This window comes from Flavobacterium faecale, from assembly GCF_003076455.1.
GTDB classification, from domain to species: Bacteria; Bacteroidota; Bacteroidia; order Flavobacteriales; family Flavobacteriaceae; genus Flavobacterium; species Flavobacterium faecale.
In genome coordinates this window covers 3,967,848-3,991,080 of record NZ_CP020918.1, presented here as the reverse complement: position 1 = coordinate 3,991,080, position 23,233 = coordinate 3,967,848, and the positions used below count along the sequence as shown (strand labels likewise).

Here is a 23,233-nt window from a genome sequence, read left to right as displayed (position 1 = left end):
TATATAATGATAATTGCTTGCGCTTCTATGAAGAATGTTAATGATTTTTATCTGGCTGTATAGCCACCGTCAACTATTAAATTAGTTCCTGTAATCCAGCGGGAGCCATCACTAACTAAAAAAGCACAGGCATTCGCTACATCTTCGGGTTTTCCTAATCCAATAGGATGGAAACTTTTTATTTTGTCATACGCTTCCGTATCTTGTGAATAAACGGCACTTGCACTCATTGGCGTTTCGACTACGCCTGGTAACACACAATTCACTCTAATTTTTTTACTGGCCAATTCTAGAGCTAATGATTTTGTTCCTGCTACAAGTGCTCCCTTTGTTAGGCTGTAGATTGTTTTTCCTAATTCACCAACTATTCCCATAACAGAAGAAATAAATACAATACTCATTCCTTGTGGATGAGCAAACTTTACTTTGGTTAACAACTTGGTAATGTTTATTGCTGCAAAAACATTGGTCTCAAAATAGGGTTGTAGTTTTTGTGGTGTAATGTTGCGTAGGGGTAGAGTAGTAGAAATTCCTGCTGCGTGAATGATGCCATCAATTTTCATGTTTTTAATTGATTCTTCTAGACGAGTTGTAGTAGTTTCATAATCAGTAATATCAGTTGCTAGTATCAAATAATCCATATTACTTAACAGGCAAGCTGTTTTTTCTAATCGCTCTTGCGAACGTCCTATGAGAATTACGAAGGCACCTAAAGCATTTGCCGTAATCGCACATTGTTGTCCAATACCAGATGAAGCACCTGTAATTACTAACTTTTTTCCAGAAAGGCTAAAAGGGTTACTTTTCATTAAATTTCTACTATATTACTAATTTTACAATCTACTAAATTAATTTGGGCGGTAGCCCAAGACATTCCTACTCCAAAGCCGCATAACATTAACTTTTTCGAACCTTGTAATTGATTTTGTAGTTGGCTCACGATAGTTAATGGAATTGATACCGATGAGGTATTCCCAAATTGAGCGATACTTGAAGGAACTTTTTTTTCCTCTAATTTTAATTTCTTTGCCAAGTAATTGTTCATATAATCGTTGGCTTGATGAAAGATATTAAAATCAATTGATTCATTCGTATTATTAGATTGTTCCAAAACCGATTTAAAATTTTTAGGAATTTCTTTCAAAACAAAATTAAATACATCGGCACCATTCATGTAGCCGTGTTCATCGGTTCTAATATTTCCATGCTCATCTACTACCTTTTCCGTAGTTGTTTCTGTTGTAGAGGGATTTCGATAACCGCCTGCGTCCATTTTTATTAAATCAGCTTTTGATCCATCAGAATTTAAAGAAAAAAAGCTTTTACCAAATTTTTCATTCTGTTCGATAATAGCAGCAACGCCACCATCTCCAAAAAGAAATGCGGTCTTCCTGTCTTTTGGTGAATAGACTTTAGATCGGGTTTCACCATCCAACAGTAATGCTTTTCGAAAACCACCACTTTGCATTAATCCATAAACTATAGATAAACCGTAAATAAATGCGGAACAACCTAAACTAATATCAAAAGCAGCGGTGTGTTTCCCTAAACCCAATTGATGTTGTAAAATAATGGATGTTGCAGGCATACGATAATCAGGAGTTTGTGATACAAAAACTAGCAAATCAATCTCATCTTTGTTTATTTGTAAGTCGCTAATTAATTGTTCTGCCGCAGAAAAACACAAATCAGATGCGCACATTCCTTCTGTAGCAAATCGTCGTTCTTTAATGCCTACTTTGTCTACAATAGCTTTAACATCTTCTTTTGGGAAAAATTCTGTGTAGGCATAATTATCAATAGTGTTTTTTGGTACTGCTGCTGATATTCCTGAAATACCTATGTTTTTAAAGGAAAGTGTTGCCATTTGATTGCAATTTAAGAGTTTATTCTTTTTTGAATTTCGGTAAATAGATCACCTAATGTAGTTAAGTGTTTGAATGTGTCCTCTTCAATGACAGTATCATAAACATCGTCAATTTCAGCAATTAACGAAAGCCTTGTTAAGGAATCCCATTCGTCATAATCACGAAAGGTATCTCTCATTGCTATAGTTTTATCTTCTAGTTCAAATACTTCTGAAATCATTTCTAAAAATTTTGCTTCCATGTTTTTTATTTATATTATTATGTTTTTAAATAAGGGTTTTACTTTATTAAGATTGGTTTTTTAAAATAAAATTTCACTTTTATTTTAAAAAAAGTAGTTAAATAAGGTTACAGATACCTTAAGTCTCTAATTTTATTTATATAAATTTTTTATAAATTATTGCCATCTCTTTAAGAGAATTGGTAATTTCAAATTTGTGGGAAACAGCAAATGCATTTTCACCCATTTTCTCCCTCAATTCTGGATTATCATACAGATGCTTAAGGAAATTTATAAATTCTTTTTTATTTCCTTGTTCAAATAAATAACCGCTTTTGCCATCAATGACCAAATCGTTATGACCTCTCCCTTTTGAAGTTAGAATAGGTAATCCACACATCATTTCCTCTACAAGATTTATGGGAAGTCCTTCTTGTTTGCTTGAAGAAATTCCTAAATCCGACATTTTAAAGATTTCATCAATATCGTTTCTAAAACCCATAAATTGAACTATGGATTCTAAATTTTTCTCTTTGACCAAGACTTCCATTTGATTCTTCAATTTGCCTCTACCGCAAAATAAAATTTTAAGGTTCGAAAGTTCTTCTTTATGATCCGCTATCGCTTCAATTAGAAATTGATGATTCTTTCTGCTAATAAACTCAGCGGCGTAAATGGCTATAAACTCTTGTTGACTAAAGCCTTTTTCTTCTCTTAGTTTATTTTTTTCGTCCTTGCTTATGAGATTAAATCTTTTATTATCTACACCTATGCCTGGAATCAAAAAATAGTTTGTTTTTTTATTTCCTTTCTTACTTATACGCTCATAATCTTCCTTATTGATTGTTATGATTGCATCTGCATAAACACTTGTAAAAATTTCTATTGGATAATAGGTTAGCCAGTTTAAAAGAGGAGCTCCATTATAAAAATGAAAGCCATGAGCAGTATATACTACTTTAGTGCCTGTTTTTCTCGCGTCTTTTGAAGCGATTCTAGTCACGATACTTGCCATTGGTGTATGACAATGAATTAAACTATATTGTTCACGTTCAATTATTCCTTTTAAAATTTTGAAAGATGTGATATGTCCGATAGAAAAAGGACTTCTTACGAAAGGAACCATCCATTTTTTGTCTGTAAACGGGACTTCTTCATCGCCTTCACACGCAATATGTACTTCATAACCTTCCTCTTTAAACCATTTTAAATAGGGTAAATGAAATCTTAATAAATGCTTGGCTATAGAAGCGGTAAAAAGAACTTTCTTTTTCATTATTTTATAATAAATTAAAATCTTTTTTAAATTCTTTATAAAATTCTTCTCTTTTAATATTTAAGGTTTCCATGTTGAACGTTGCAGCTTTTATAAAATTTTCTCTTGCCCATTGTTCTAAAGTACTTTTGTTCAGTTGTTTCAGAAATTCTACGATTTCGGAAATATTACCAGCCTGAAATAAAGAGTTTTTATTAATTAACTCGGGAATTCCAGCTATATCAGATCCTAAAATGGGACAAGCTCTGCTCATGGCTTCAATAACAGCCCTTGGCAATCCTTCTGTTTTACTTGGTTGTATATATAAATCGATGGTATCTAAAAAATCAAAAACCTGAGCTGACTTTAAAGGACCTACTATTTCCACTAAATCAGCCACTTGACATTGTTCAATAATTTTATTTAGTCTGCTTGCATCTCCTTGACCTACGATTTTATAATTAAAGAGAATGTTTTGTTTCTTTAAAATAGCTATTGCCTGGATTACATCGGCTTGACCCTTATATGGAACATCAATGGCCGCGACAGTTCCTATTGTTAGTACTTTAGGAAGATTTACAATTTTAACTATCCTTTTATTTAGAATAGCATCATCTAAGTCAGTTACAATTACATCAGAGCATCCTATCGATTTACCCTCTGTAGGATATCTGCTTTGCAAAAAATGGTCGGTTACATAGATGGTATGAGAAGCCTTCTGTAAAATGTCTTGGTACTTTTTCATTTTTTGGCTAGCGATTAATCTCCCTCGCCAATCGTAATTCCATAAGGCGTCATACACACAAGCTACTTTTTCTATAAGGATAGGTTTATTGATGCTGCTAGCGTATTCAAAAGCTATTGTTCCAATAGCGCTGGGTAAACGCAAAATAATTACATCGTGTTCATCTACTGCTTTTTTAATGATAGCTATTGCTTCAGTTTTCTTAAAATAAGCTTTGATAGACTTAAAATTTGGGACTTCAATAAACGAAAAAGCAGGATGCTTAATAATGGAGAAATTCTGTCCATCTTTTTCGCTTACTACGGCACGTCTCATTAAGAAATTTACGGAATTTCCAAAATAAGAATAGCGCTGTATTAAAGTATCGTTATAATGTACACCATAAAAAATGGATTTATCATCATTAGTATAAATTGGTCCATCATGCACAAATAAAACTTTTTTCATCTTTGTTTTTTATTTTTTTTTATGAACTTAATAAACTGAATTTCAGTATCGATATTTTTCATATCAAATTCCTGATATGAATATGCTATAGGTTTTTTTGTTACGACTACTACTTTTTTTTATTTTAGATTTTAATGCTTAGAATTCGATGCTGAAAACTTGTCTATCGCTGGCTAAAAAGAAAATTTATTGAAGAATAGGAGACGATTTATTTCTGGGGTCTAAGATCTTTTAAACTTTATTGACTTAGAATTTCATTATAAGCTGCTAGTACTAATTTATCATCAAAAAGTTCGGACCTTTTAAGAGACTGAAGTTCATAATGAATCACTAGGTTTGGATCGGAAATGTATTTAATCATATTTTCTGCAAGACTTTGATCACTTTGCTCCGCCATTAGTCCAAATTGGCCATTTGCAACAATTTCTCTACATCCGCTGCAATTTGTAACCAAAGTAGCTTTTCCTAAAATCATTGCTTCACAAAGTACAGTAGGAAGTGCCTCAGAGACTGAACTCATAATGAAAACATCTGCATTTTTTAATAGAGGGTATGGATTGCTAACAAATCCCAAAAAATCAATATTATCTTTTAAATTATTTTCCTTTACAAGTGATTCTAGGTTGTTCTTCTCTGCACCACTTCCAAGAATTGATACTTTAAAATTAAACCCTTTTTCTTTAACAATTTTTGAGGCTCTAATTAACCTATCAAATCCTTTTACTGTTAATAAACTTCCCAATGCAACAAATTCAAATAAATTGCTCTTTGGGTAGGTTTCTAATTCTGCCTTTTTTAAAACAGATTTGGTATCAATGAAATTATAAATCACTTCCATTTTAGGATATTCGCCAAAAACTTCGATGAATTCTTCTTTTGCATCATTTGAAACGAAATATATTCCGTCTAAAGCTCCGTATCGCTCCTCTTTTAATTTTTGAACATATTTTGTGTTTTCATAGAACCTAGCAAAATTTCGATTGGTCTGGTACGAACTATGAACCCATGTAAATCTTTTCTTTAGCCCTTTCATAAAAAAGAGTAAATCCGTAAAATTTCCGTCCAAAAATGAAATCCCTAAATCATATTGTCCTCTAATTTTATTTTGGGTAGTTTTTTTTAGAAGATAATTAAAACCTATTTTCTTTTGCATCCATGCTAAAATTCGTACTAGCATCTTGTTATGAAACAAGAAAATACATTTTACTTCATTAGGAACATTTTCTAGATAGATTCCATCTTTTAACACAACTACTAGGTCAACTTCAAACTTAGTATAATCTAGTTTTTGCAATAGATTAATTAATGTTCTTTCGGCTCCGCCTCCTGTTAATGATGGGATTAAGAAAATGATTTTTTTCTTTGATTTATTATTATTCATCTCTCATTTCATTAAGTACTTGATCTGAAGATCTAAATTCGACATCAGGCCAGCGTTTAATAATTTCCTTTAATAATTGTTTGAACATTTTAAGATTTTTGGTTCGATTTTCTTCGTGAATTGAACCAATGAAATTTAATCTGTGAATTCCAATGATAGCAGGTTTATTCCATCTAAAAGCAATATTAATTCTTTGCAAACAATCGCTTACCCATTCTGTATAGGGCATTAACGATGGTTCAAAAAAAGCGTTACGAACTAGATATTGTTGTCCAAATTTATTTTTTTGCCCTAAATAGTGCTTTTTATAATGATAACTATGTGTGTTTTTATTTAATACGGGTATTACTTGATTAGCCATTCCTTGCAAGTAAAGAACTCCCAAATTTGCTAATACCTCTTCTATAGATTCATCCCATATATAACAGTTTGCTATGAATGACTTTGAATCAAACCCAAAATAATTTTTGAATTCTAGCAAAGCTTCTGTTACTACCTTTTTTTTGTTTTTCTTTTCAGATATGGAAAAAAAATCAAGACCTTCCATATAATTAAATTTTAAGCTGCTGGGTTGAGAACTTATACTTATCATTTGATTGTTGAACGCTTTTCTAACAAGTTTATCACCCTTTTGTAAACTAAGCATCCATTGATCTACATTTAAATGCTCTCTCCCGTGACATTGAAACTTTAAGAACTCATTTTCTTGTCCATAATTCCAAGCAGTTTCTACTCCTGCACAATGTGGATATTTTTGCCATGTTGTTGTAAAAGGTTCCCAGAAATAAGATTCAAAATTATGTTGCTCTATTTTCTCAAAATCGGGATTTCCCATAACTGCATTAGCGGTTATAATTGGATGATTATTATTTTTATCTCTTACGCTTTTAAGAGTTTCAAACAATGCATTAAAATCATCTACACTTGCTAGGGTATCGTACTTTAAATAAGGATCTTCTTCTGGTGCTAAATTTTCCTTCTTTATTTTTTCAAAAACTTTACGTGAAGGCATGCGAATACTTCCCCAGTCATCACTTTCAAATACAATAATTTTTTTTTTAGAACGAGCTCCAGGAATGTTAAGTAAATTTCGTCTTAAATTTTTATTTAGATTTTCAAACATTTTAATTTCTATTTTTTGTTATCAAATCTCCTAGTTCAGGAGTAGTTATATATTTTAGTTTTTTCACTTTTTTTAAATTTATTATACAAATAGTTTTTAGCAATCATATCGATTTTGCATACTAAGTTTTTGATCTAATTTATTTTTTATGATTTGGATAGTATTGATTTATTGCCTTAATATGCTATCCAATTTTTTAAATATTTAAATTGCATTTGTTAAATAGTTCAGCATCTTAAAAAGAGTATTTTTTTTAAAATTACCTATATTAGTTAAAATTTAAATTTAGTTGTATACTATCAATTTCTCGCACCAAAAATCATCTACCTCCAGTCAAAATAAAGTATATTTTTTTCAAATATTTTTTAAATAACAAGCCAACACATATGCTAGTTATTATTACTGTGATTGCACTTAGAAAATATATCATTAATAATTGTATTTCATTTTTACCAACTAATACTAACATTAATTTTCTTAAAAACGTAAGAAAAGGTTCATGCATAACGAATAAGAAAAATGTCGTTTTTAAAATTGAATCCGAAAGAGTTAATAGATTTTTATTCCTTATATAGTCATATATTGACCAAATAGAAAAGACGCCTATTATTATAAAAATCTTATTTATCATTGCAAAAATATAATTTGAATGATGTAAGTAATTTATTGCATATAAAATATTGAATAAAATCCAAATAATAGATGAAATAAATACTAATCTAAAAGGAACCTTCTTTAAAAGTAATTCAAATCTATTTTTAACTATGAAAGCTCCAAATGAAAAAAACAACAATGATCCAGTCTTAACAATAATTATAGATAATGGGTAAAGCCATGCGATAAATAAAATGATTAACCAATAACCTTTAGAATACTTATTTAATAATTCTATTACTGGTGAGACTAATACAAGTATAAATAAATCACGAATAAACCAAAGTTGAAATGGTATAGGATCGATAAAAATTGTGTCAAGTATTTTAATTAAAGAGTAATTGACAATTAATTGATTATTATCAGAAAAATACCTGCTCGTTAATGGATTGACCTGTAATATTAAATATAGAAATATTCCAATTAATGACCATACTATATACGGTATTAATAAAGTTACTACCCTTCTTTGAACTTTTTTTCGGTAAGTACTTAATGATAAATCAAATTTATAAAAATACAAAATACTTGATATGAAAAAGAATAAAGGAACAGCAACTCTGTTTATTCCTTGCGAAATAAAGTTTTGAATAAAGTGGTTTACTTGTGAATTTATACTATTTAATTGATTAGTAGTTGAGTAACCAAGATTATAGGAGTGTATAAATACAACAAATATCATTAATATAAATGAAAGAACTTTTAATTTTTGGCTTAAAGAGATGTCAAATTTATTGCTAATATTCATTTTATTATTTTCTGTTAATTAGATCTCCTAATTGGGAAGATGTCATAAATTCAACGTTAGGCCATTGTGTTTGTATCTGAGTCAATAAAGTTGTTAAGGCTGCTAAACTTTCTGTACGATTATGTTCTATCAAACGTCCAATAAAGTTTACTCTATGTGAACTAATTACTGCGGGCTTTCCCCATTTAAAGGCATTTTCAATATCATTCATACAACTGCTCACCCAATCTTTACCTGGAGCACTAGGTTCAAAAAAACAATTTCGGGTAATATAAAGTTGTCTACTAGCGTTTTTTTTGCCTAAATAATGAATTCGCTTTTTTTGTATTCCTTGTCCTTGAGGTTCTGACTGTATTTTTGAAGTTGACATATATTTTATACCTGCCTCTGCTGCGGTTTTTTCTAATTCATTATTGAAAGGTCCGTTAGGAGGCACAAAAAAGTCAGCTTTATAGCCATGGATTTGTTCAAACAATTGCAATCCTTCTTTAATAACTGATTTTTGGTATTCTATATCGGAAACGAATTCCAAATCAAAAGCCGCTTGATAATCGATATTAAATTTATTTTTATTTTCAAAACCCCAACAATTGAGTTTAAATGCTTCCATTGTACTCTCTTCTTTGTCTCTCAATTGTCTCATCCAGACTTGTACATTCAAGTGTTCACGACCATGAAATTGTGGTACAAAGAGGTTTTGTGCTATACCCTCTTGCCACATTTTGAAAGTGTTTTTATGTCCGTACCTTTCTAATGTGGTATTAAAAGGTTCGTAAAAATACTTTTCAAAATTAGCTTCCTTAATTTTATCAAAATCAGGATTTGCAACCACACTCACAGCCGTAAACACAGGATGTTTTCCGTTTATATCCTTAAATTGTGTTAGTGTTTCATAAAGTGCTTCAAAATCTGCTTCATCTGCTAGAGTATCAAAATTTGTATAACGTTGACGTTCTAAATCTCCCATCGAAACATTGCATGATTGGAGTGTTTCTCTTGCTATATTAGAAGGCATTCTAATACTTCCCCAATCATCCGATTCGATGATTACAATTTTTCTATCGGTTCGCCAACCAGGTAGATTGGAAAGGTTTTTTATTATGGATTTTAGCATTACTGTTGATTACTTTTTTAGACTATTAAAAACTTCTTCCCATTTTTTATATGTTTCATCATATGAAAATCTATTTACATTTTCATACCCATTCAGAGCCATTTGTGAAAGTTTATCAGGATTATTAATTAGTGTAGTTGTTACATCAACGTATTCATCACTATTGAAAGGGGCTACAAGCAGTCCGTTTTCATTATGAGTTACAATGTCTTGAGCGGCTGCATAGGAATTAAATAAAATGGGGACACAACCATAGCTTTGTGCTTCTACCAATACATTGCCAAAACCTTCAAAAGCAGATGTCATGTGAAATATTTTAGCTTTTTTATAGTATTCATTTGGATTATTTTTGCCAAAGAAAGTAACTCTGTTTAAATTGTTTTCTTTACAATAATTCTCCATAAAAACTTGATCTTCGCCTTCACCAACTACCCAGAATTTCCAATCGGGTAATGTTTTATGTAGTTTTTTCCAAATTTCGAGAAGTAAATCCACTCTTTTTTGCAAGATATTAAGTCTACCTACAAATAGAATTATATTATCTTTCTCTATTTGAGCAATATTTAATATTGGTTTTTCAAAAGGATTACTGATGCTATGTATCTTGTGATTGTACTTCTTTAAATTGGGGGCTAAAAAATAAAGTTCTGGTGTAAATCCTTTAGATAGCATTACAAACGCATCTGTGTTTTTTATAATGTAATTAAGATCAGATCGTTGTTTAATAATATGATATCTCAGAATAATTTTCTGTACGATTTTATTATTTAAAAATCCCAGTTTATTACTATTTAAAAACAATCCTATAAACTGTTTGTAATTGGTGTAAAAATTTAATGGGTTGATTCGAAGTGTATTTATAATCTTTATACCGTCGTTGCTGCTATGTATTAAGTTTTTTGTCAATTTTAAAGAATATCCAGCTTGATTAATGATAATCGAAATTTGTTTTTTTTCTAATATTTTTTTTAATTCAGATTTTCTTTTTTTAAAATCTATAGAAATAATTGGAATTTGATTCCACAATTCTATTTCTGAAGATTGGTAGTTTGAAGTAATAACAATTACGTTGTGACCTTCATCTTTAAAAATTTTTGCCAGTTTTGATGTACTCCTTTGGACTCCACCTGCGTCAGGATCAAAGGATTGTTCTAAGAATAAAGCTATGTTCATATAGTTTTTTTTAATCGATAAATAATCCTATTACTCCTCTTATGGAATAATCTCCATCACCTAATAGCCATGATACTTGAGGTAGAAATAGTAGAAAGAAACTGAAGGATTGTAGTATATAAGAGAGTTGAAACAAAAACATCGGAATTGATGAAATCAAAAAAAATAATAGTGCTGTATTTAATCTCTTTATTGATTTTATTTTTAAATTATACTTTTTCAAAGTAAGCTGTAAATGTATAGCTGCTGCCAAAATAAAAGTAGCTGCAATCATTTTTGTTCTACCTTGAAGTGAAGGTGAAAATGCTACTAAATTGGAGAAAGCATATACTCCTATACCAACTGCTACCAAAAAAATTAGGTTCCTATCACTCTCTTTTTTTAAGTAAAAAAAAATTAAAATTATAGATAAACCGACAATGCTATAATTCAAATAATTTGTTTCGCCAGATGCCTTATAAAAATTTGAATTTTCAGACTCTTTTTTAGCATTTATGCTATTTTTCTCATACCGTTTCACATCTTGATCAGAATCGACAGCATATGTGTTTTGTTTTTTTTCTATTAAATCAGATTGTGGTATATAAGCTTTAACAAATGAAAAACCTACTGTCGTAAAGAAAGATACAATGTAAAGAGCTACCAGAATTTTTTTATTTTTTTGTAAGATATAGGCTGCCGTAACAGGCAGTAAAATTAACGCGTAAGAAAAATGGACCAGTACTGAAAATAAAATAACTAATATATACTTTCTTTTTTTTGTTGTTGCCCAACTGTAAGTACCATAAAATAGTACCCACATTCCAGTCCACATTCTAATAGAATTGAGTGCGCCAATACTTCTAATGATAAGTAACAATATGATAAAACCAACTAGAATGTAGGTTTTCTTTATATCTAAATTATTTTTTAAAATAAGTAATACCGATTTTGTGAAAAAATAACCAAATACTAAACCCGCAAATACGTGAATTAACTCTGGTGTTTGTAATAGAGAGGCTGAAATAAAGGAAATGCAATGTAAATATATATCTGTAGAACCTTCTGTAGAATTAAACGTTAGTATTTCGTATGATTTCTTAAAAAACTCTACTAAAGACATATCTAAGTAGAACTCTTTAGCTTTCATTAAGTGTGAATGCCCATCAGTTCCTACTATATAAACAAATACACTCCCTACTAACCCAAAAAAAAAGGTTCCAAAAAAGGTGATGTCCTTTTCATTTTTTAATTTCAATAGTTTAAATAAACCTAAAATGGGAGAAAAAAGAAATAATAATATCAGATAACCTTTTTGCTCTCTATCCATTCATTTCGTAATTGTATGTAATTCTCATTATGTTAGGCTCTATTAGGTAAGTTGGTTAATAGTTTTTCACGAATTTCAAAATAGTCAATAGCCATCTGAAAACGTCGCTCAAGCAAATCAGAAGCGGGTGTATCTTTTGGTTTAGTATTATCGTTTGTAGGTATTGGTATTCCTAAATTTTTAGCACTGTGTGGTGTTATACAATATTGCTTTGTGTTTTGGGCAAGAGCTGCTGCCCAAAACCAAATATCAGAACCTCTTCCTGGTACGATTTTTTTTATTGCATCAGCGTCTTTAACTTTAGGTGATAGTGAATTATTAGGATAATAAATTCCGCCCCAACCTATCAAAAATACTTGATTGGTACTAGTGTTTATATTTGTTGGAGCTGTATCTCTAAACATCATATTCAATTCATTATTCTTTTTTATTAATGTTTTGCCCACATGTCCTACTATATTTCCTTTTTTCGCATAAGTATTATTGACTAGGTTGCCTATTAAATTGGATTCATAAATAATGTCATCATCAAGAGTTATAATCCCTAAATCTGGATATTTTATCAATACAGGAACTAGTTTTTTTACTGCATAGGTATTGCTTTTAACCCATATGATTTCTAGACCTCTTTGTTCTAATTTTTTTAAAAATTTAGGTAAAATTAATTTCGGCCATTCTTCTTCAGATAAGACTAAATTCCACTTTTTAGGAACGGTAGTCTGCTGGTTTAAGGCTTCATAAACAGCAGGCAATAAGTGGCTTCGCTTTGGATAACTAGCTATTGAGACCACAAAATTAGCTTGTGGATTAATGCGGAATTTACGCTGTTTTATTTTGGATAAAATATCAAATCTTTTGTAAATGAGATAATTTCTTGCTATGACGATATTTTGTTTGATAGTTACTATCACTGTTTTTTTTTTTTTTTAATTAGAATGAAATTTATTGTCTAACTCATTATTTCCTGTGGATATCATTTCAGCTAATAGTGCTTCTTGATTTGATATGTTAAGTAAGTCTTCGAAATAATTTTTATATTTCAAACTGTAATTATCTAGAAACACATTAGCTAAATACTTTGAATACTGAGTTGTATAGCCGTTACTTTTATTATTAGGGTCACAATAAAGCACTTTGTTTTTGAAGAATATTGCATCTAAAAGCGAGCTAGAGTGGTCAGCAATAATGAAATCATAGTCATTATTTTGTAATATGGAATATAATTGTCCTGTTATCTTGGTAACAGCTTCTATGTTTGGATATTTTAAAAGACCATTTCTATCTTTTTCTACTCCCTGCTTTCCATGTTCTTTTACAAACACTTCAAACTTTAACTCTTGAAGTTTCTTTATCAAAACATTTACATAAAGTATGTTTTTAGCGTCCAGAGCAGTAGGAAGTATTAGTATTTTGTTGGTTCTAGTACTCTTATATTTATAGTTATCTCTATTAAAGTTGTTGTAAATTGAATTACCGAAGTTGAAAACTTCTACCTTTTTTAAGGAATTAAATTTGCTAAACTCAGTTGTAAAATAGGGTCCCCAAGTTAAAAAAATGTCACACTTTGTATATTTATGAGGGACATCAGTCACAGTACCCCCGACATAGACTCCATGTTGTATCACGATAAATTTACTATTATTGCGTTTAGCAGTCCAAACTTTGTATAAACTTTCTCTTTGTGTTTGCCAATTCATGCTTATAATATACTTTGGCTGAATACAGGATAAAATAAAATACATTATTTTATGTTTTTTTTTATCTGAAGTTTTAAAAGGAATGTATCTCCAAATTAAACCTATATCAAAGAAATAATAGTTTTTTTTATTAGAAGAATTTTTAGCTAAAGGTTCAATTTGTCTGTGCTTATCACAAAGAATAATTTCTTTACCTGTAATAAATTTAATTATGGAATTGATCAATTTAGATTTTAATTAAATGAGGGACTACTTTTTATTACATAATAAATTTATCTTTCTATGTATTCTAAAACTTAAAGATGGATTTATATATTGTAAAACTTTTTCTCTTAAGGTTTTATTTGAGTTTAAAACTTTTTGAAAAGACCAACTGCGCGATGCCAATAATATTTTTTCCCTATTTTCACATTCTGCGAATGTTAAAATATAATCATCAAAAGCAGCGATTTGTTGAATTCTAGAGGCTGTACTACTGTAATGATTGCCTTTCGAATCATTTATTCCGCTCTCACAAGCTTGACCTTCCATTGCTATTGGTTTCGCATACCAGTAGCAATTATCATAAAATAGCATTAAAGCAATACTCAATGACACTAAAGGATAAGTTAAAGTTGCATTACAAGATTGATTAATTCTGTCTTCAATAACACTAATAAACTCTCTTCCCTTTATGACATTAAAAATTACACCTGGTGCATGTCCACAACAAAGTCTATGTTCTTCTGGTATTACTTTTCTTGTTGAATTTATACCTCTACCATACTTACCTGATTTATACAACCACTGAGGACTTAATAAATCAGGATTTTTTTTCTCCAAAAAATCAAAAATTTCTATTAAATTATCTTTTATAAGTAGATCATCGTCAGCCATTAAAATCAAGTATTTAGTATTACATTCTTTTAGAAGTTTTAAGAATGTCCGTGGGAAACCTAAATTTAATTGATTGATTATAAAATTAATTTTTAAGTCTTTAAATGACTCAATAACTTCTTTATTCTTTAGATTGTATTCTTTAGTACCACTATCGTCAATAATTATTATATCAAAATCAATTTTTAAACCGGATAAGCTACTAATATTTTCTAATAGATTCACTAATGCTTCGGAACGCCTATATGTGGGGATTCCAATTGTAATTTTATACATGACTTAGTTTTTAATATATTTATAATTTTGCAAAAGCTACAAATCTTGTAAGTCTACCATTCTCTTGAACAATGAAGAAGTTTCCATCAGCGATTGGTAGGAACCTATTTGTTGTATTTCTCCTTTATTCATTACGATAATCCTGTCGGCATTGCGAATAGTAGATAAACGATGCGCCACCATGAATATAGTATATTTTCCTTTTAAGGCATCTATACTTTCTTGAATGGCTCTTTCAGTTTCACTGTCTAAAGCAGAAGTTGCTTCATCCATTATCAGTATGTTAATGTCTTTATACAATTCTCGGGCAATCGAAATCCGTTGTTTTTGACCGCCGCTTAAGTTAACGCCATCATTTCCTAAAATCGTTTCTGCCCCCATCGTTTGTTCGGCTACAAAATCAGCGATTGCCGCCTTTTGCAATGCTTCTTCAAAACGTTTGAACGTCGTCTTATTTTGTTCTGACCAAAGAGTGACATTATTAAAAATTGTATCATTAAAGATAACGGGATCTTGCGTAATGTATCCAATTTTTGTTTGATACGTTTTGATGTCTATATCATTGCGATCAATACCATCAATAAATACATTTCCTTTGTCTGCAGGAATAAGACCAGCTAAAATATTTACTACTGTTGTTTTACCACTGCCGCTTTCTCCAACAAAAGCTACCGTTTCATTTTTATCAATTTTTAAATTAATATTTTTTAGTATGTCAACCTTATCATAAGCCAAGAAAACATTTTTTAGTTCTATCGAACTGTTTACGGTCTTGATAATTTCTTTACCATTTTGCTCTTTTTCTAAATTTATTTCTTTTTGGAAGTCCATTAAATTATCCAATGAACCGGAAAGTTCCAAAAAACGATTGTAGGAGTTTTGCAAATTCATTAAGGAAGATAAAGCCCTATAAAAAAACAATAAACTGATTAATATTGGTCCTAATGTAGCATTTAGTAACCTAGTCTGAATCAAAATTACACTTGCAACAACTACAATTAATATAGGTTCACGAGCAGACTCTAAAATGGCACCTAATTTTCCGATTCGGAAACGACTCTGCTCGATAGCATCAATGCTTTTTCGAAGTCGATTAGCATAAATGTCTAAAATAGCAGTAGCTTTTAAATACTTATAGTTGCTTACATACTGGATTATTTGCCCTTGGTATGTATGAGAATCGGTAGAAAAATCTTTAGAAGCCCCTTTTGTTTTTTTATAAATAGACTTGTATAAAAAATTAGATAAACCACCTCCAATAGTGACAAGTAGTGCAAACCGTATGTCTACAAAAAAAGCAAAACTGACATAAACCAATACCATAATTGATTGTTGCAATGTATTGGCATAATTGTAAAAGGCGGCAGAAGCTCTTTCAATTTCTACAGACATAGTGTTTTGAATCCGACCAACATCTGAGGTAACAAAATATTTGAATTTTATTTTATTGAAAGCGGAAAGCAAATTGTTTCGTAATTTGTCGATGAAAAATCTGCGTAAAAGAGCATTATAGACACCAGCGATATATTTAACAATTCCCTTAATTATAAAGAAAAACACCATCATTGATAATACTGTAGCAAGGTTCAAAGAAAGCCCCATACTTTTTATCCCGTCTACTAAAAAGCTTAAGTTCCCTAAAGAGGATCCGTTAGATTGTGCAGTATTATTTACCATTTCTAGTAACGGCATGAACATCGCTAGTCCAAAACCATCTAGAACACCAACTACTACACCTAGTATTATCATTAGAAGCAAGCGATAACGCAGTTGCTTAAAAAAATAGGCTAGGTTTTCAAAATACTTAGTGAGAAGTTGTTTTATCAAATTCATTTGTAGCTTTTAATTTAAAACTTTTAAAATAACAGTTGAGTAAAAAAATATTTATTTGGCAATCATTTGCAATTCAAAACGGTCTCCCTTTTCCATATCTGTACTTGCCTGCTTACCTAATATTTCAGGTAAATATCGTGGATGTAATCCAAAACCAGGTCGGATAGAACGCACATTTTCTTCGGTAAATAGCTCGCCTTTTTTTATGTCATTTACTACATACAAGGATCTTGAAAAATCTTTTCCTTTAGCTTGTTTATCTGTCAAGGTGTAATCAACTTTACCAATAGCCAATTCTGCTTCTCGTACTGCTTTTACCATTGCTGTAAATTCTTCTTCGTTCATTGAAAACGATGCATCAGGTCCTCCAATAGCACGATCTAAGATAAAATGCTTTTCAATAATTTTTGCACCAAAGCAGGTTGCCACCACAGGTACTGTACTTCCAATAGTATGATCTGATAAACCTGAAATGACTTTAAATCGTTCTGCTAAATCTTTTACCATACACATATTTGCTTCTTCAATAGGGGCAGGGTAGCTTGAGGTACACTTTAATAAAGCAATATCATTATTACCCACTCTTCTACAAGCATCTAATGCTAATTCAATATCTTCAATAGTGGCTATTCCTGTTGAAAGAATGATAGGTTTCCCCTTGGAAGCTACATATTCAATTAATGGTATATCGGTAATTTCAAAAGAAGCGATTTTATAAGCTGGGGTATTTAAGGACTCCAGTAAATCTACTGCCGTTTTATCAAATGGAGAAGAAAAGCAAACTAAACCTTCTGCGTTGGCAGCATCAAATAATTGTTTGTGCCATTCCCATGGTGTATAGGCTTCCTGATACAATTTATGTAAATTTTGTCCTTCCCAAATGGTTCCTTTTATCTTAAAATCTTCTTTATCAGAATCTAAAGTAATAGTGTCCGCGGTATAGGTTTGTAGTTTTATACAATCAGCACCAGCACGTTTTGCTGCTTTAATAGTTTCCAGAGCTACTTCGATACTGCCATTATGATTTGCAGAAAGTTCTGCAATGATAAAAACTTTAGAGCTATTATTTATTTCGTATGTACCTATTTTCATTATTTATATTTTTTTTCGTAAGTAATGTATGCGTCTATCTCACTCACTTGTTGAAACTCTAATGATTTAAAGGTTTTTAACGACGGAATGTTTTCAATACTGACAACACCAATTATTTTATATAATTCTTTTAATTTAAGTACTTCCTCAATCCCTTTTTCTAAAATTATTTTGCCATATCCTTTACCATGAAATTGAGGGTCTAACAAGAAACTCAGCAATGCTTCTTTAATATTGTTTATATCAAAACGGATAGAACCAATTGGAGTGTTATTTACTTCAGCAATAAAATAGATACAATCTGCTGCTGTTATTTTATTTGAAAACCAGTTTTTGTGATCTTCAAAATAAATTTCTTCTTTTTGAATTGCATATTGGCGTACGATCTTATTCGATGCCCAATCATATGTAATGTTTTCATCTTCCAGAGAAGCTAGCCGTAGGGTAAGAGAATGATTTATTTTTGAATGAATTAATACGTCAATATAGTTTTCATTAAACAGACAATGTTCCTTTAAGCGTGCTTCTTCTGTATACCCTGATTTCGATAGGATGCTATACAATTTGGGTCTTAAATCAAAAGCATAGGTAAATATTTTATGTAATTTCAAATCGCTAAAGGCTACCTTTTCAACTAAGTTTAAGTATTCACTCCAAATTTCATCAAATCGATTTTGCTCTAAATTTGTTTGCATGATAAATGAAATCTCCGCATTTTTATCTATCCAATTAATGTGCACTAATCCTCCATAACCAATACATTCTCCATTTTCTAAAATAGAAAACAAGATCTGATTTGGTTGGTCTTGCTCAAATAATTTTGAAACTATATTCTTAAAATAGCTTTCTTGATTTTCTAAGGTAAGAGGTTGGTTTTGTCGAAGATGATAAATTTGTTCGTTGCGCCAATGCATGATTGTTATCCTATCCTCAAAGCGAATAGGAATAAGTGAAAAAATGCCTTTTGAAAATATTTTTTTTTCTAAAACTTTATATCTTTTAGGAAACTCCATACAGTAATTTATATTTTAATTCCGCTAATTTCCAGTCAATTTCATTATCAATATCTTGCACTTCAATTTCAGATAACACTACACACCCTGTATTTTCTGATAAAACACTTTTATTTTTAAACAAGCTTTTGAGGTTGAAAAAATAGAATTGTCCTGCATCGTGAAAACTTTCATTTAAATCTTGAGAACGGGAAAGTTCAAATTCTGGTTGAATAAATGATACGCTATCTGCTTCGTTTTTTTTTAATGCTCTTTGTATAGGAAATCCGTATTGTACTATGGGTAAGACGGTTTCGAATTTATCTAATTTTCTAGCTGCTTCAACTAATTTTTTTGTTGAAATGAAAGGAGCACATGGATAAATACAACAGGCTTGGTCAAAAGATTGTCCTCTTTTTTTATAGCTCTCTATTACCTCCTCTATTACTTCATAAGTAGTAGCGAAATCATTTGCATTTTTATTACTACGCATAAATGGAACTTTTGCTCCATATTGTAGCGCTATTTCGGCTATTTCCGCATCATCTGTTGACACCATTACTTCATCAAAGATACCGGAATCAATAGCAGCTTCAATTGAATACGCAATAATAGGTTTACCTAAGAAAATTTTAATGTTTTTTCGAAAAATACGTTTACTGCCACCTCGTGCAGGAATGATACAAATATTAGTCATAAAATTCATGTATGGATGTAATTACAAATTGTTGTTCTTCGGCTGTTAATGTGGGATACATTGGCAAACTAATACAATTTTTATAATATTTTTCTGCTTGAGACATATCTCCTTCTCTCCACCCAAATTGTCTGTAATAGGGCATTAAATGGCAAGGGATATAATGGATTTGAGCGAAAATGTTTTTAGTTCGTAAATAATTGTACAAACCCAAACGGTCTTCGACTTCAAGAATATATAAGTGATAAGCGTGTCCTTCAATTACTCCAGATTGCCCTTTGACAAAAGACTGATTTTTAAAAGCCTCTAAATAGGTTGCCGCAATATCTCGTCTTCTTGCAAGTCCTTGATCAGCTCTGCTTAATTGACTTAAGCCTAATGCTGCTTGAAAATCTGTTAGGCGGTAGTTAAACCCTAAATGTTGCATTTCCATATACCATAATGGGTATTGTGTATCACCTCCCGCAAATTCTATAGAATTTGTAAATGCATCTTCAGATTTTACGATGCCGTGTGTCCTAAGTTGTAATAACTTATGGTATAAAGCTTCGTCATTCGTGGTTACCATACCACCTTCACCCGATGCTATGTGTTTTACAGGGTGAAAGGAGAAAATAGCTAAATCAGCAAAGTTTCCATTCCCGCAATTTTGCTCTTTCCCTTTTGAGTCTACAAAAAAACCTCCTGGCGAATGACAAGAATCTTCAATAATCCAAAGATTATACTCATCAGCCAATGCTCTAAATTTTTCTAAATCAACCGCTCTTCCTGCAAAATCTACTGGAATAATCCCATTATAAGTTCCCTTTGGAGATGCTTTGAGCAGTTTTTCAACTGCATTATAGTCTATTAAATACGTTTCAGGGTCAATATCTGCAAAAACAACTTCTCCATCACAATATCTTACGCAATTTGCAGAAGCGGCAAAAGTGATGGGTGTGGTAATTACTTTTTGTTCTTTTTTTACGTCTAATGCTAATGTACATAGATGTAAAGCTGCCGTTCCGTTTGCAACTGCCACAGCATATTTTGAACCAATATAATTTGCAAATGCTTTTTCAAATTCTAAGATTTTTGGACCTTGAGTTAAATAATCCGACTTTAAGGTCTCAATTACCGCATCAATATCTTCTGTGGTAATATTTTGTCGTCCGTAGGGAATATTTTTCATTGTTTAAGCTATAAAATTTGCATCTACATGTTCTGTGATTAAAGCTCTTAAGGAATCAATCGTTTCCCATTCAGTATTAGTACCAGAGTTGTATGCAAATCCGTGAGGGACGATGTCTGCAGAAAATTCTTTTACAAACTCTTCCAATTTCCATTTAGGATGTGAAGGAAGAATAGTGAAATATTTCCCTAAATCATAGGTGTAAAATGAGTCTGATGGAGTAATCATTTCTTCATGTACCTTTTCTCCTGGTCTGATACCAATTACCTTATGTACACAGTCAGGACCAATGGCCTCTGCAACATCCATAATTTTATAAGAGGGGATTTTCGGAACAAAAATTTCACCACCCCACGCATGTTCAAGTGCATGCATAACCATATCAACTCCTCCCTCAAGAGATATATTAAAGCGAGTCATCTCTGGATCAGTGATCGGTAATATGCCTTCTTTTTTCTTATTGATAAAAAATGGAATCACTGACCCATTAGAACCCATTACATTTCCGTATCTTACAACTGAGAATCGAATAGGATTCCAACCCGTAATGTTATTAGCTGCAACAAATAGTTTATCAGAGGCTAATTTAGTAGCTCCATACAAATTAATAGGTGCACATGCTTTATCGGTAGAAAGTGCTACTACACGTTCTACACTTGTTTGTAAACAAGCGTCAATAACATTCTGTGCACCATGAATATTAGTCTTAACGCATTCGTCAGGATTGTATTCTGCAATAGGAACATGCTTCATAGCAGCGGCATGTATTATATAATCAATATTTTTAAAAGCTCGTATTAAACGTTCTTTATCACGTACATCTCCAATTAAAAAACGAATTTGGGTGTATTTATGAGAAGGAAAATCTTGAGCCATTTGATATTGTTTTTGCTCATCTCGGGAATAAATAACTAATTTTCGTACATTAGGATAATTTTTTAGGATATGAGCTGTTAAAGCTTTACCTAAAGAACCTGTTCCTCCGGTAATTAAAATTGATTTATTGTTTAACATAAATATTTGATTATGATTTATTTTTATATTATTAATGTGCTAGTTTTCCAGATTTTTTCTGAACTATAGATTATTAATTTATTATACGGATGAATTCTATAGTGTATTTTTAAATTAATAATAGCTAGTTATTCAAAGAAGGTATTAACTAAACATCATGAACCTACTGCCTGATATACAAATCCAATTCGTTCCAATTCATTCTTGTCTAATAAATTTCTTCCATCGAAAATGAAAGCTGGTTTTTGCATATGATTGTATATTTTTTCCCAATCATATGTTTTGAATTCTTCCCATTCTGTTAAAATTGCAATTGCATGAGTTTCATTACAAGCTTCATATGGATTATCTACAACGGTTACTCCTTCTATATTTTCTCCATGAGGTCTTGTTGCTAAATGATTTAAATCAGTATATATTTGATGTTCTTTAACTTTTGGGTCAAAAACAACTAAATTGGCCTGCTCCGCTAGTAAATTATCTGCTACATATATAGCTGCTGATTCTCTAGTATCATTGGTATCTTTCTTGAAAGCCCATCCGAGTATAGCTATTTTTTTACCTGATACAGTATTATATAATTTTTTAACTATATTTTTTGCAAAGCGAGCTGTTTGATGGTCATTCATAATAATTACTTGTTCCCAGTAATCAGCCACTTCATTTAACCCATATGATTTTGCAATATATACCAAGTTTAGTATGTCTTTTTTAAAACAGGAACCTCCGAAACCTACAGAAGATTTTAAAAATTCAGATCCTATTCTGTTGTCCATGCCAATGGCTTTAGCTATTTCACTTATTTCAGCTCCTGTTTTTTCACATAGCTCAGACATGGAATTTATGGATGAAACTCTTTGCGCTAAAAAAGCATTTGCCGTAAGCTTCGATAATTCAGACGACCAAATATTAGTTGTTAAAATTTGATTTTTTGGAACCCAATTTGAATAAATATCAACTAATTTCTGAACTGCTTTTTGACCTTCTGCATCGGTATCCCCTCCAATTAAAACTCGATCAGGATTCAACAAATCAGCTACAGCGGTTCCTTCTGCCAAAAATTCAGGATTAGAAAGAATCTGAAACTTTACGCCATTTCCTGTATGTTCAAGGATATTTTTGATTGCACTGGCAGTTCTAACTGGTAATGTTGATTTTTCAACAACTATCTTATCTGATTTAGCAATTTTAGCAATTTGCCTAGCGCACAATTCAATGTATTTTAAATCAGCGGCCATTCCTTTTCCAACACCGTAGGTTTTAGTAGGTGTATTTACAGAAATGAAAATCATATCTGCTTCATCAATCGCACTATCAACATCAGTAGAAAAAAATAAATTTCGTCCTCTTGATTCAGCAACAATTGCACTTAAACCAGGTTCATATATTGGAATATTATCTACATTTGGATCATTCCAATCTGCAATTCTTTTTTCATTTAAATCAACAACAGTAACTTTTATATGAGGGCATTTTTGTGCAATAATAGCCATAGTTGGACCACCTACATAACCTGCTCCTATACAGCAAATATTTTTTATCATGAAA

General features: G+C 31.0%; 21 protein-coding genes. All 21 read right to left on the bottom strand.

Going from position 1 to position 23,233, the window contains the following annotated elements; translation table 11 throughout:
* Positions 1-47 precede the first annotated feature (47 nt).
* Positions 48-809 (bottom strand): SDR family NAD(P)-dependent oxidoreductase, encoded by a 762-nt coding sequence (locus FFWV33_RS16745; protein ID WP_108741958.1) that lies wholly within the window; start codon positions 807-809, stop codon positions 48-50.
* Positions 809-1,867 carry a ketoacyl-ACP synthase III gene (locus tag FFWV33_RS16740; RefSeq protein ID WP_108741957.1) on the bottom strand — a complete coding sequence of 353 codons (1,059 nt, stop codon included), beginning with the start codon at positions 1,865-1,867 and terminating at the stop codon, positions 809-811. Before FFWV33_RS16740 ends, FFWV33_RS16745 begins: the two co-directional genes overlap by 1 nt.
* 11 nt (positions 1,868-1,878) lie before the next feature.
* Positions 1,879-2,088: an acyl carrier protein gene (locus FFWV33_RS16735; protein ID WP_245891562.1), complete on the bottom strand. Its 210-nt coding sequence runs from the start codon at positions 2,086-2,088 to the stop codon at positions 1,879-1,881.
* A gap of 157 nt (positions 2,089-2,245) precedes the next feature.
* Positions 2,246-3,364, bottom strand: a complete 1,119-nt coding sequence (locus FFWV33_RS16730; protein ID WP_108741955.1) for a glycosyltransferase family 4 protein — start codon at positions 3,362-3,364, stop codon at positions 2,246-2,248.
* Positions 3,365-3,368: 4 nt separating this feature from the next.
* A complete protein-coding gene (locus FFWV33_RS16725; RefSeq protein WP_108741954.1) occupies positions 3,369-4,535 on the bottom strand; it encodes a glycosyltransferase family 4 protein in 1,167 nt (388 codons plus the stop codon).
* 238 nt (positions 4,536-4,773) lie between these two features.
* Positions 4,774-5,916, bottom strand: coding sequence for a glycosyltransferase (locus FFWV33_RS16720; protein WP_108741953.1), 1,143 nt, complete (start codon positions 5,914-5,916; stop codon positions 4,774-4,776).
* Complete coding sequence (locus FFWV33_RS16715) at positions 5,909-7,039, bottom strand: hypothetical protein (RefSeq protein WP_108741952.1); 1,131 nt, start codon at positions 7,037-7,039, stop codon at positions 5,909-5,911. The genes FFWV33_RS16720 and FFWV33_RS16715 overlap by 8 nt, the downstream gene beginning before the upstream one ends.
* A 319-nt stretch (positions 7,040-7,358) precedes the next feature.
* Positions 7,359-8,441, bottom strand: a complete 1,083-nt coding sequence (locus tag FFWV33_RS16710) for an acyltransferase family protein (protein WP_108741951.1) — start codon at positions 8,439-8,441, stop codon at positions 7,359-7,361.
* Between the two features lie 4 nt (positions 8,442-8,445).
* Positions 8,446-9,555 (bottom strand): polysaccharide deacetylase family protein, encoded by a 1,110-nt coding sequence (locus FFWV33_RS16705; RefSeq protein WP_108741950.1) that lies wholly within the window; start codon positions 9,553-9,555, stop codon positions 8,446-8,448.
* Between the two features lie 9 nt (positions 9,556-9,564).
* On the bottom strand, positions 9,565-10,728 hold the full coding sequence (locus tag FFWV33_RS16700; RefSeq protein ID WP_108741949.1) for a glycosyltransferase: 1,164 nt from the start codon (positions 10,726-10,728) through the stop codon (positions 9,565-9,567).
* Positions 10,729-10,738: 10 nt separating this feature from the next.
* Positions 10,739-12,037 (bottom strand): EpsG family protein, encoded by a 1,299-nt coding sequence (locus tag FFWV33_RS16695; protein ID WP_108741948.1) that lies wholly within the window; start codon positions 12,035-12,037, stop codon positions 10,739-10,741.
* 32 nt (positions 12,038-12,069) lie between these two features.
* Positions 12,070-12,948 (bottom strand): glycosyltransferase, encoded by an 879-nt coding sequence (locus tag FFWV33_RS16690; RefSeq protein WP_245891561.1) that lies wholly within the window; start codon positions 12,946-12,948, stop codon positions 12,070-12,072.
* Between the two features lie 15 nt (positions 12,949-12,963).
* Positions 12,964-13,959: a hypothetical protein gene (locus tag FFWV33_RS16685; protein WP_108741947.1), complete on the bottom strand. Its 996-nt coding sequence runs from the start codon at positions 13,957-13,959 to the stop codon at positions 12,964-12,966.
* A 24-nt stretch (positions 13,960-13,983) separates the two neighbouring features.
* On the bottom strand, positions 13,984-14,886 hold the full coding sequence (locus FFWV33_RS16680) for a glycosyltransferase (RefSeq protein WP_108741946.1): 903 nt from the start codon (positions 14,884-14,886) through the stop codon (positions 13,984-13,986).
* A 36-nt stretch (positions 14,887-14,922) separates the two neighbouring features.
* On the bottom strand, positions 14,923-16,719 hold the full coding sequence (locus FFWV33_RS16675) for an ABC transporter ATP-binding protein (protein ID WP_245891560.1): 1,797 nt from the start codon (positions 16,717-16,719) through the stop codon (positions 14,923-14,925).
* Between the two features lie 51 nt (positions 16,720-16,770).
* Complete coding sequence (pseI, locus tag FFWV33_RS16670) at positions 16,771-17,811, bottom strand: pseudaminic acid synthase (protein WP_108741945.1); 1,041 nt, start codon at positions 17,809-17,811, stop codon at positions 16,771-16,773.
* Positions 17,811-18,824: a GNAT family N-acetyltransferase gene (locus tag FFWV33_RS16665; protein ID WP_108741944.1), complete on the bottom strand. Its 1,014-nt coding sequence runs from the start codon at positions 18,822-18,824 to the stop codon at positions 17,811-17,813. Before FFWV33_RS16665 ends, pseI begins: the two co-directional genes overlap by 1 nt.
* Positions 18,811-19,500: a pseudaminic acid cytidylyltransferase gene (gene pseF, locus FFWV33_RS16660; protein WP_108742590.1), complete on the bottom strand. Its 690-nt coding sequence runs from the start codon at positions 19,498-19,500 to the stop codon at positions 18,811-18,813. Before pseF ends, FFWV33_RS16665 begins: the two co-directional genes overlap by 14 nt.
* A complete protein-coding gene (gene pseC / locus FFWV33_RS16655; RefSeq protein ID WP_108741943.1) occupies positions 19,493-20,671 on the bottom strand; it encodes a UDP-4-amino-4,6-dideoxy-N-acetyl-beta-L-altrosamine transaminase in 1,179 nt (392 codons plus the stop codon). Before pseC ends, pseF begins: the two co-directional genes overlap by 8 nt.
* A 3-nt stretch (positions 20,672-20,674) precedes the next feature.
* Positions 20,675-21,685: a UDP-N-acetylglucosamine 4,6-dehydratase (inverting) gene (pseB, locus tag FFWV33_RS16650; RefSeq protein ID WP_108741942.1), complete on the bottom strand. Its 1,011-nt coding sequence runs from the start codon at positions 21,683-21,685 to the stop codon at positions 20,675-20,677.
* 155 nt (positions 21,686-21,840) lie between these two features.
* Entirely contained in the window at positions 21,841-23,229 is a 1,389-nt protein-coding gene (locus FFWV33_RS16645) for a nucleotide sugar dehydrogenase (protein ID WP_108741941.1), read from the bottom strand.
* Positions 23,230-23,233 lie beyond the last annotated feature (4 nt).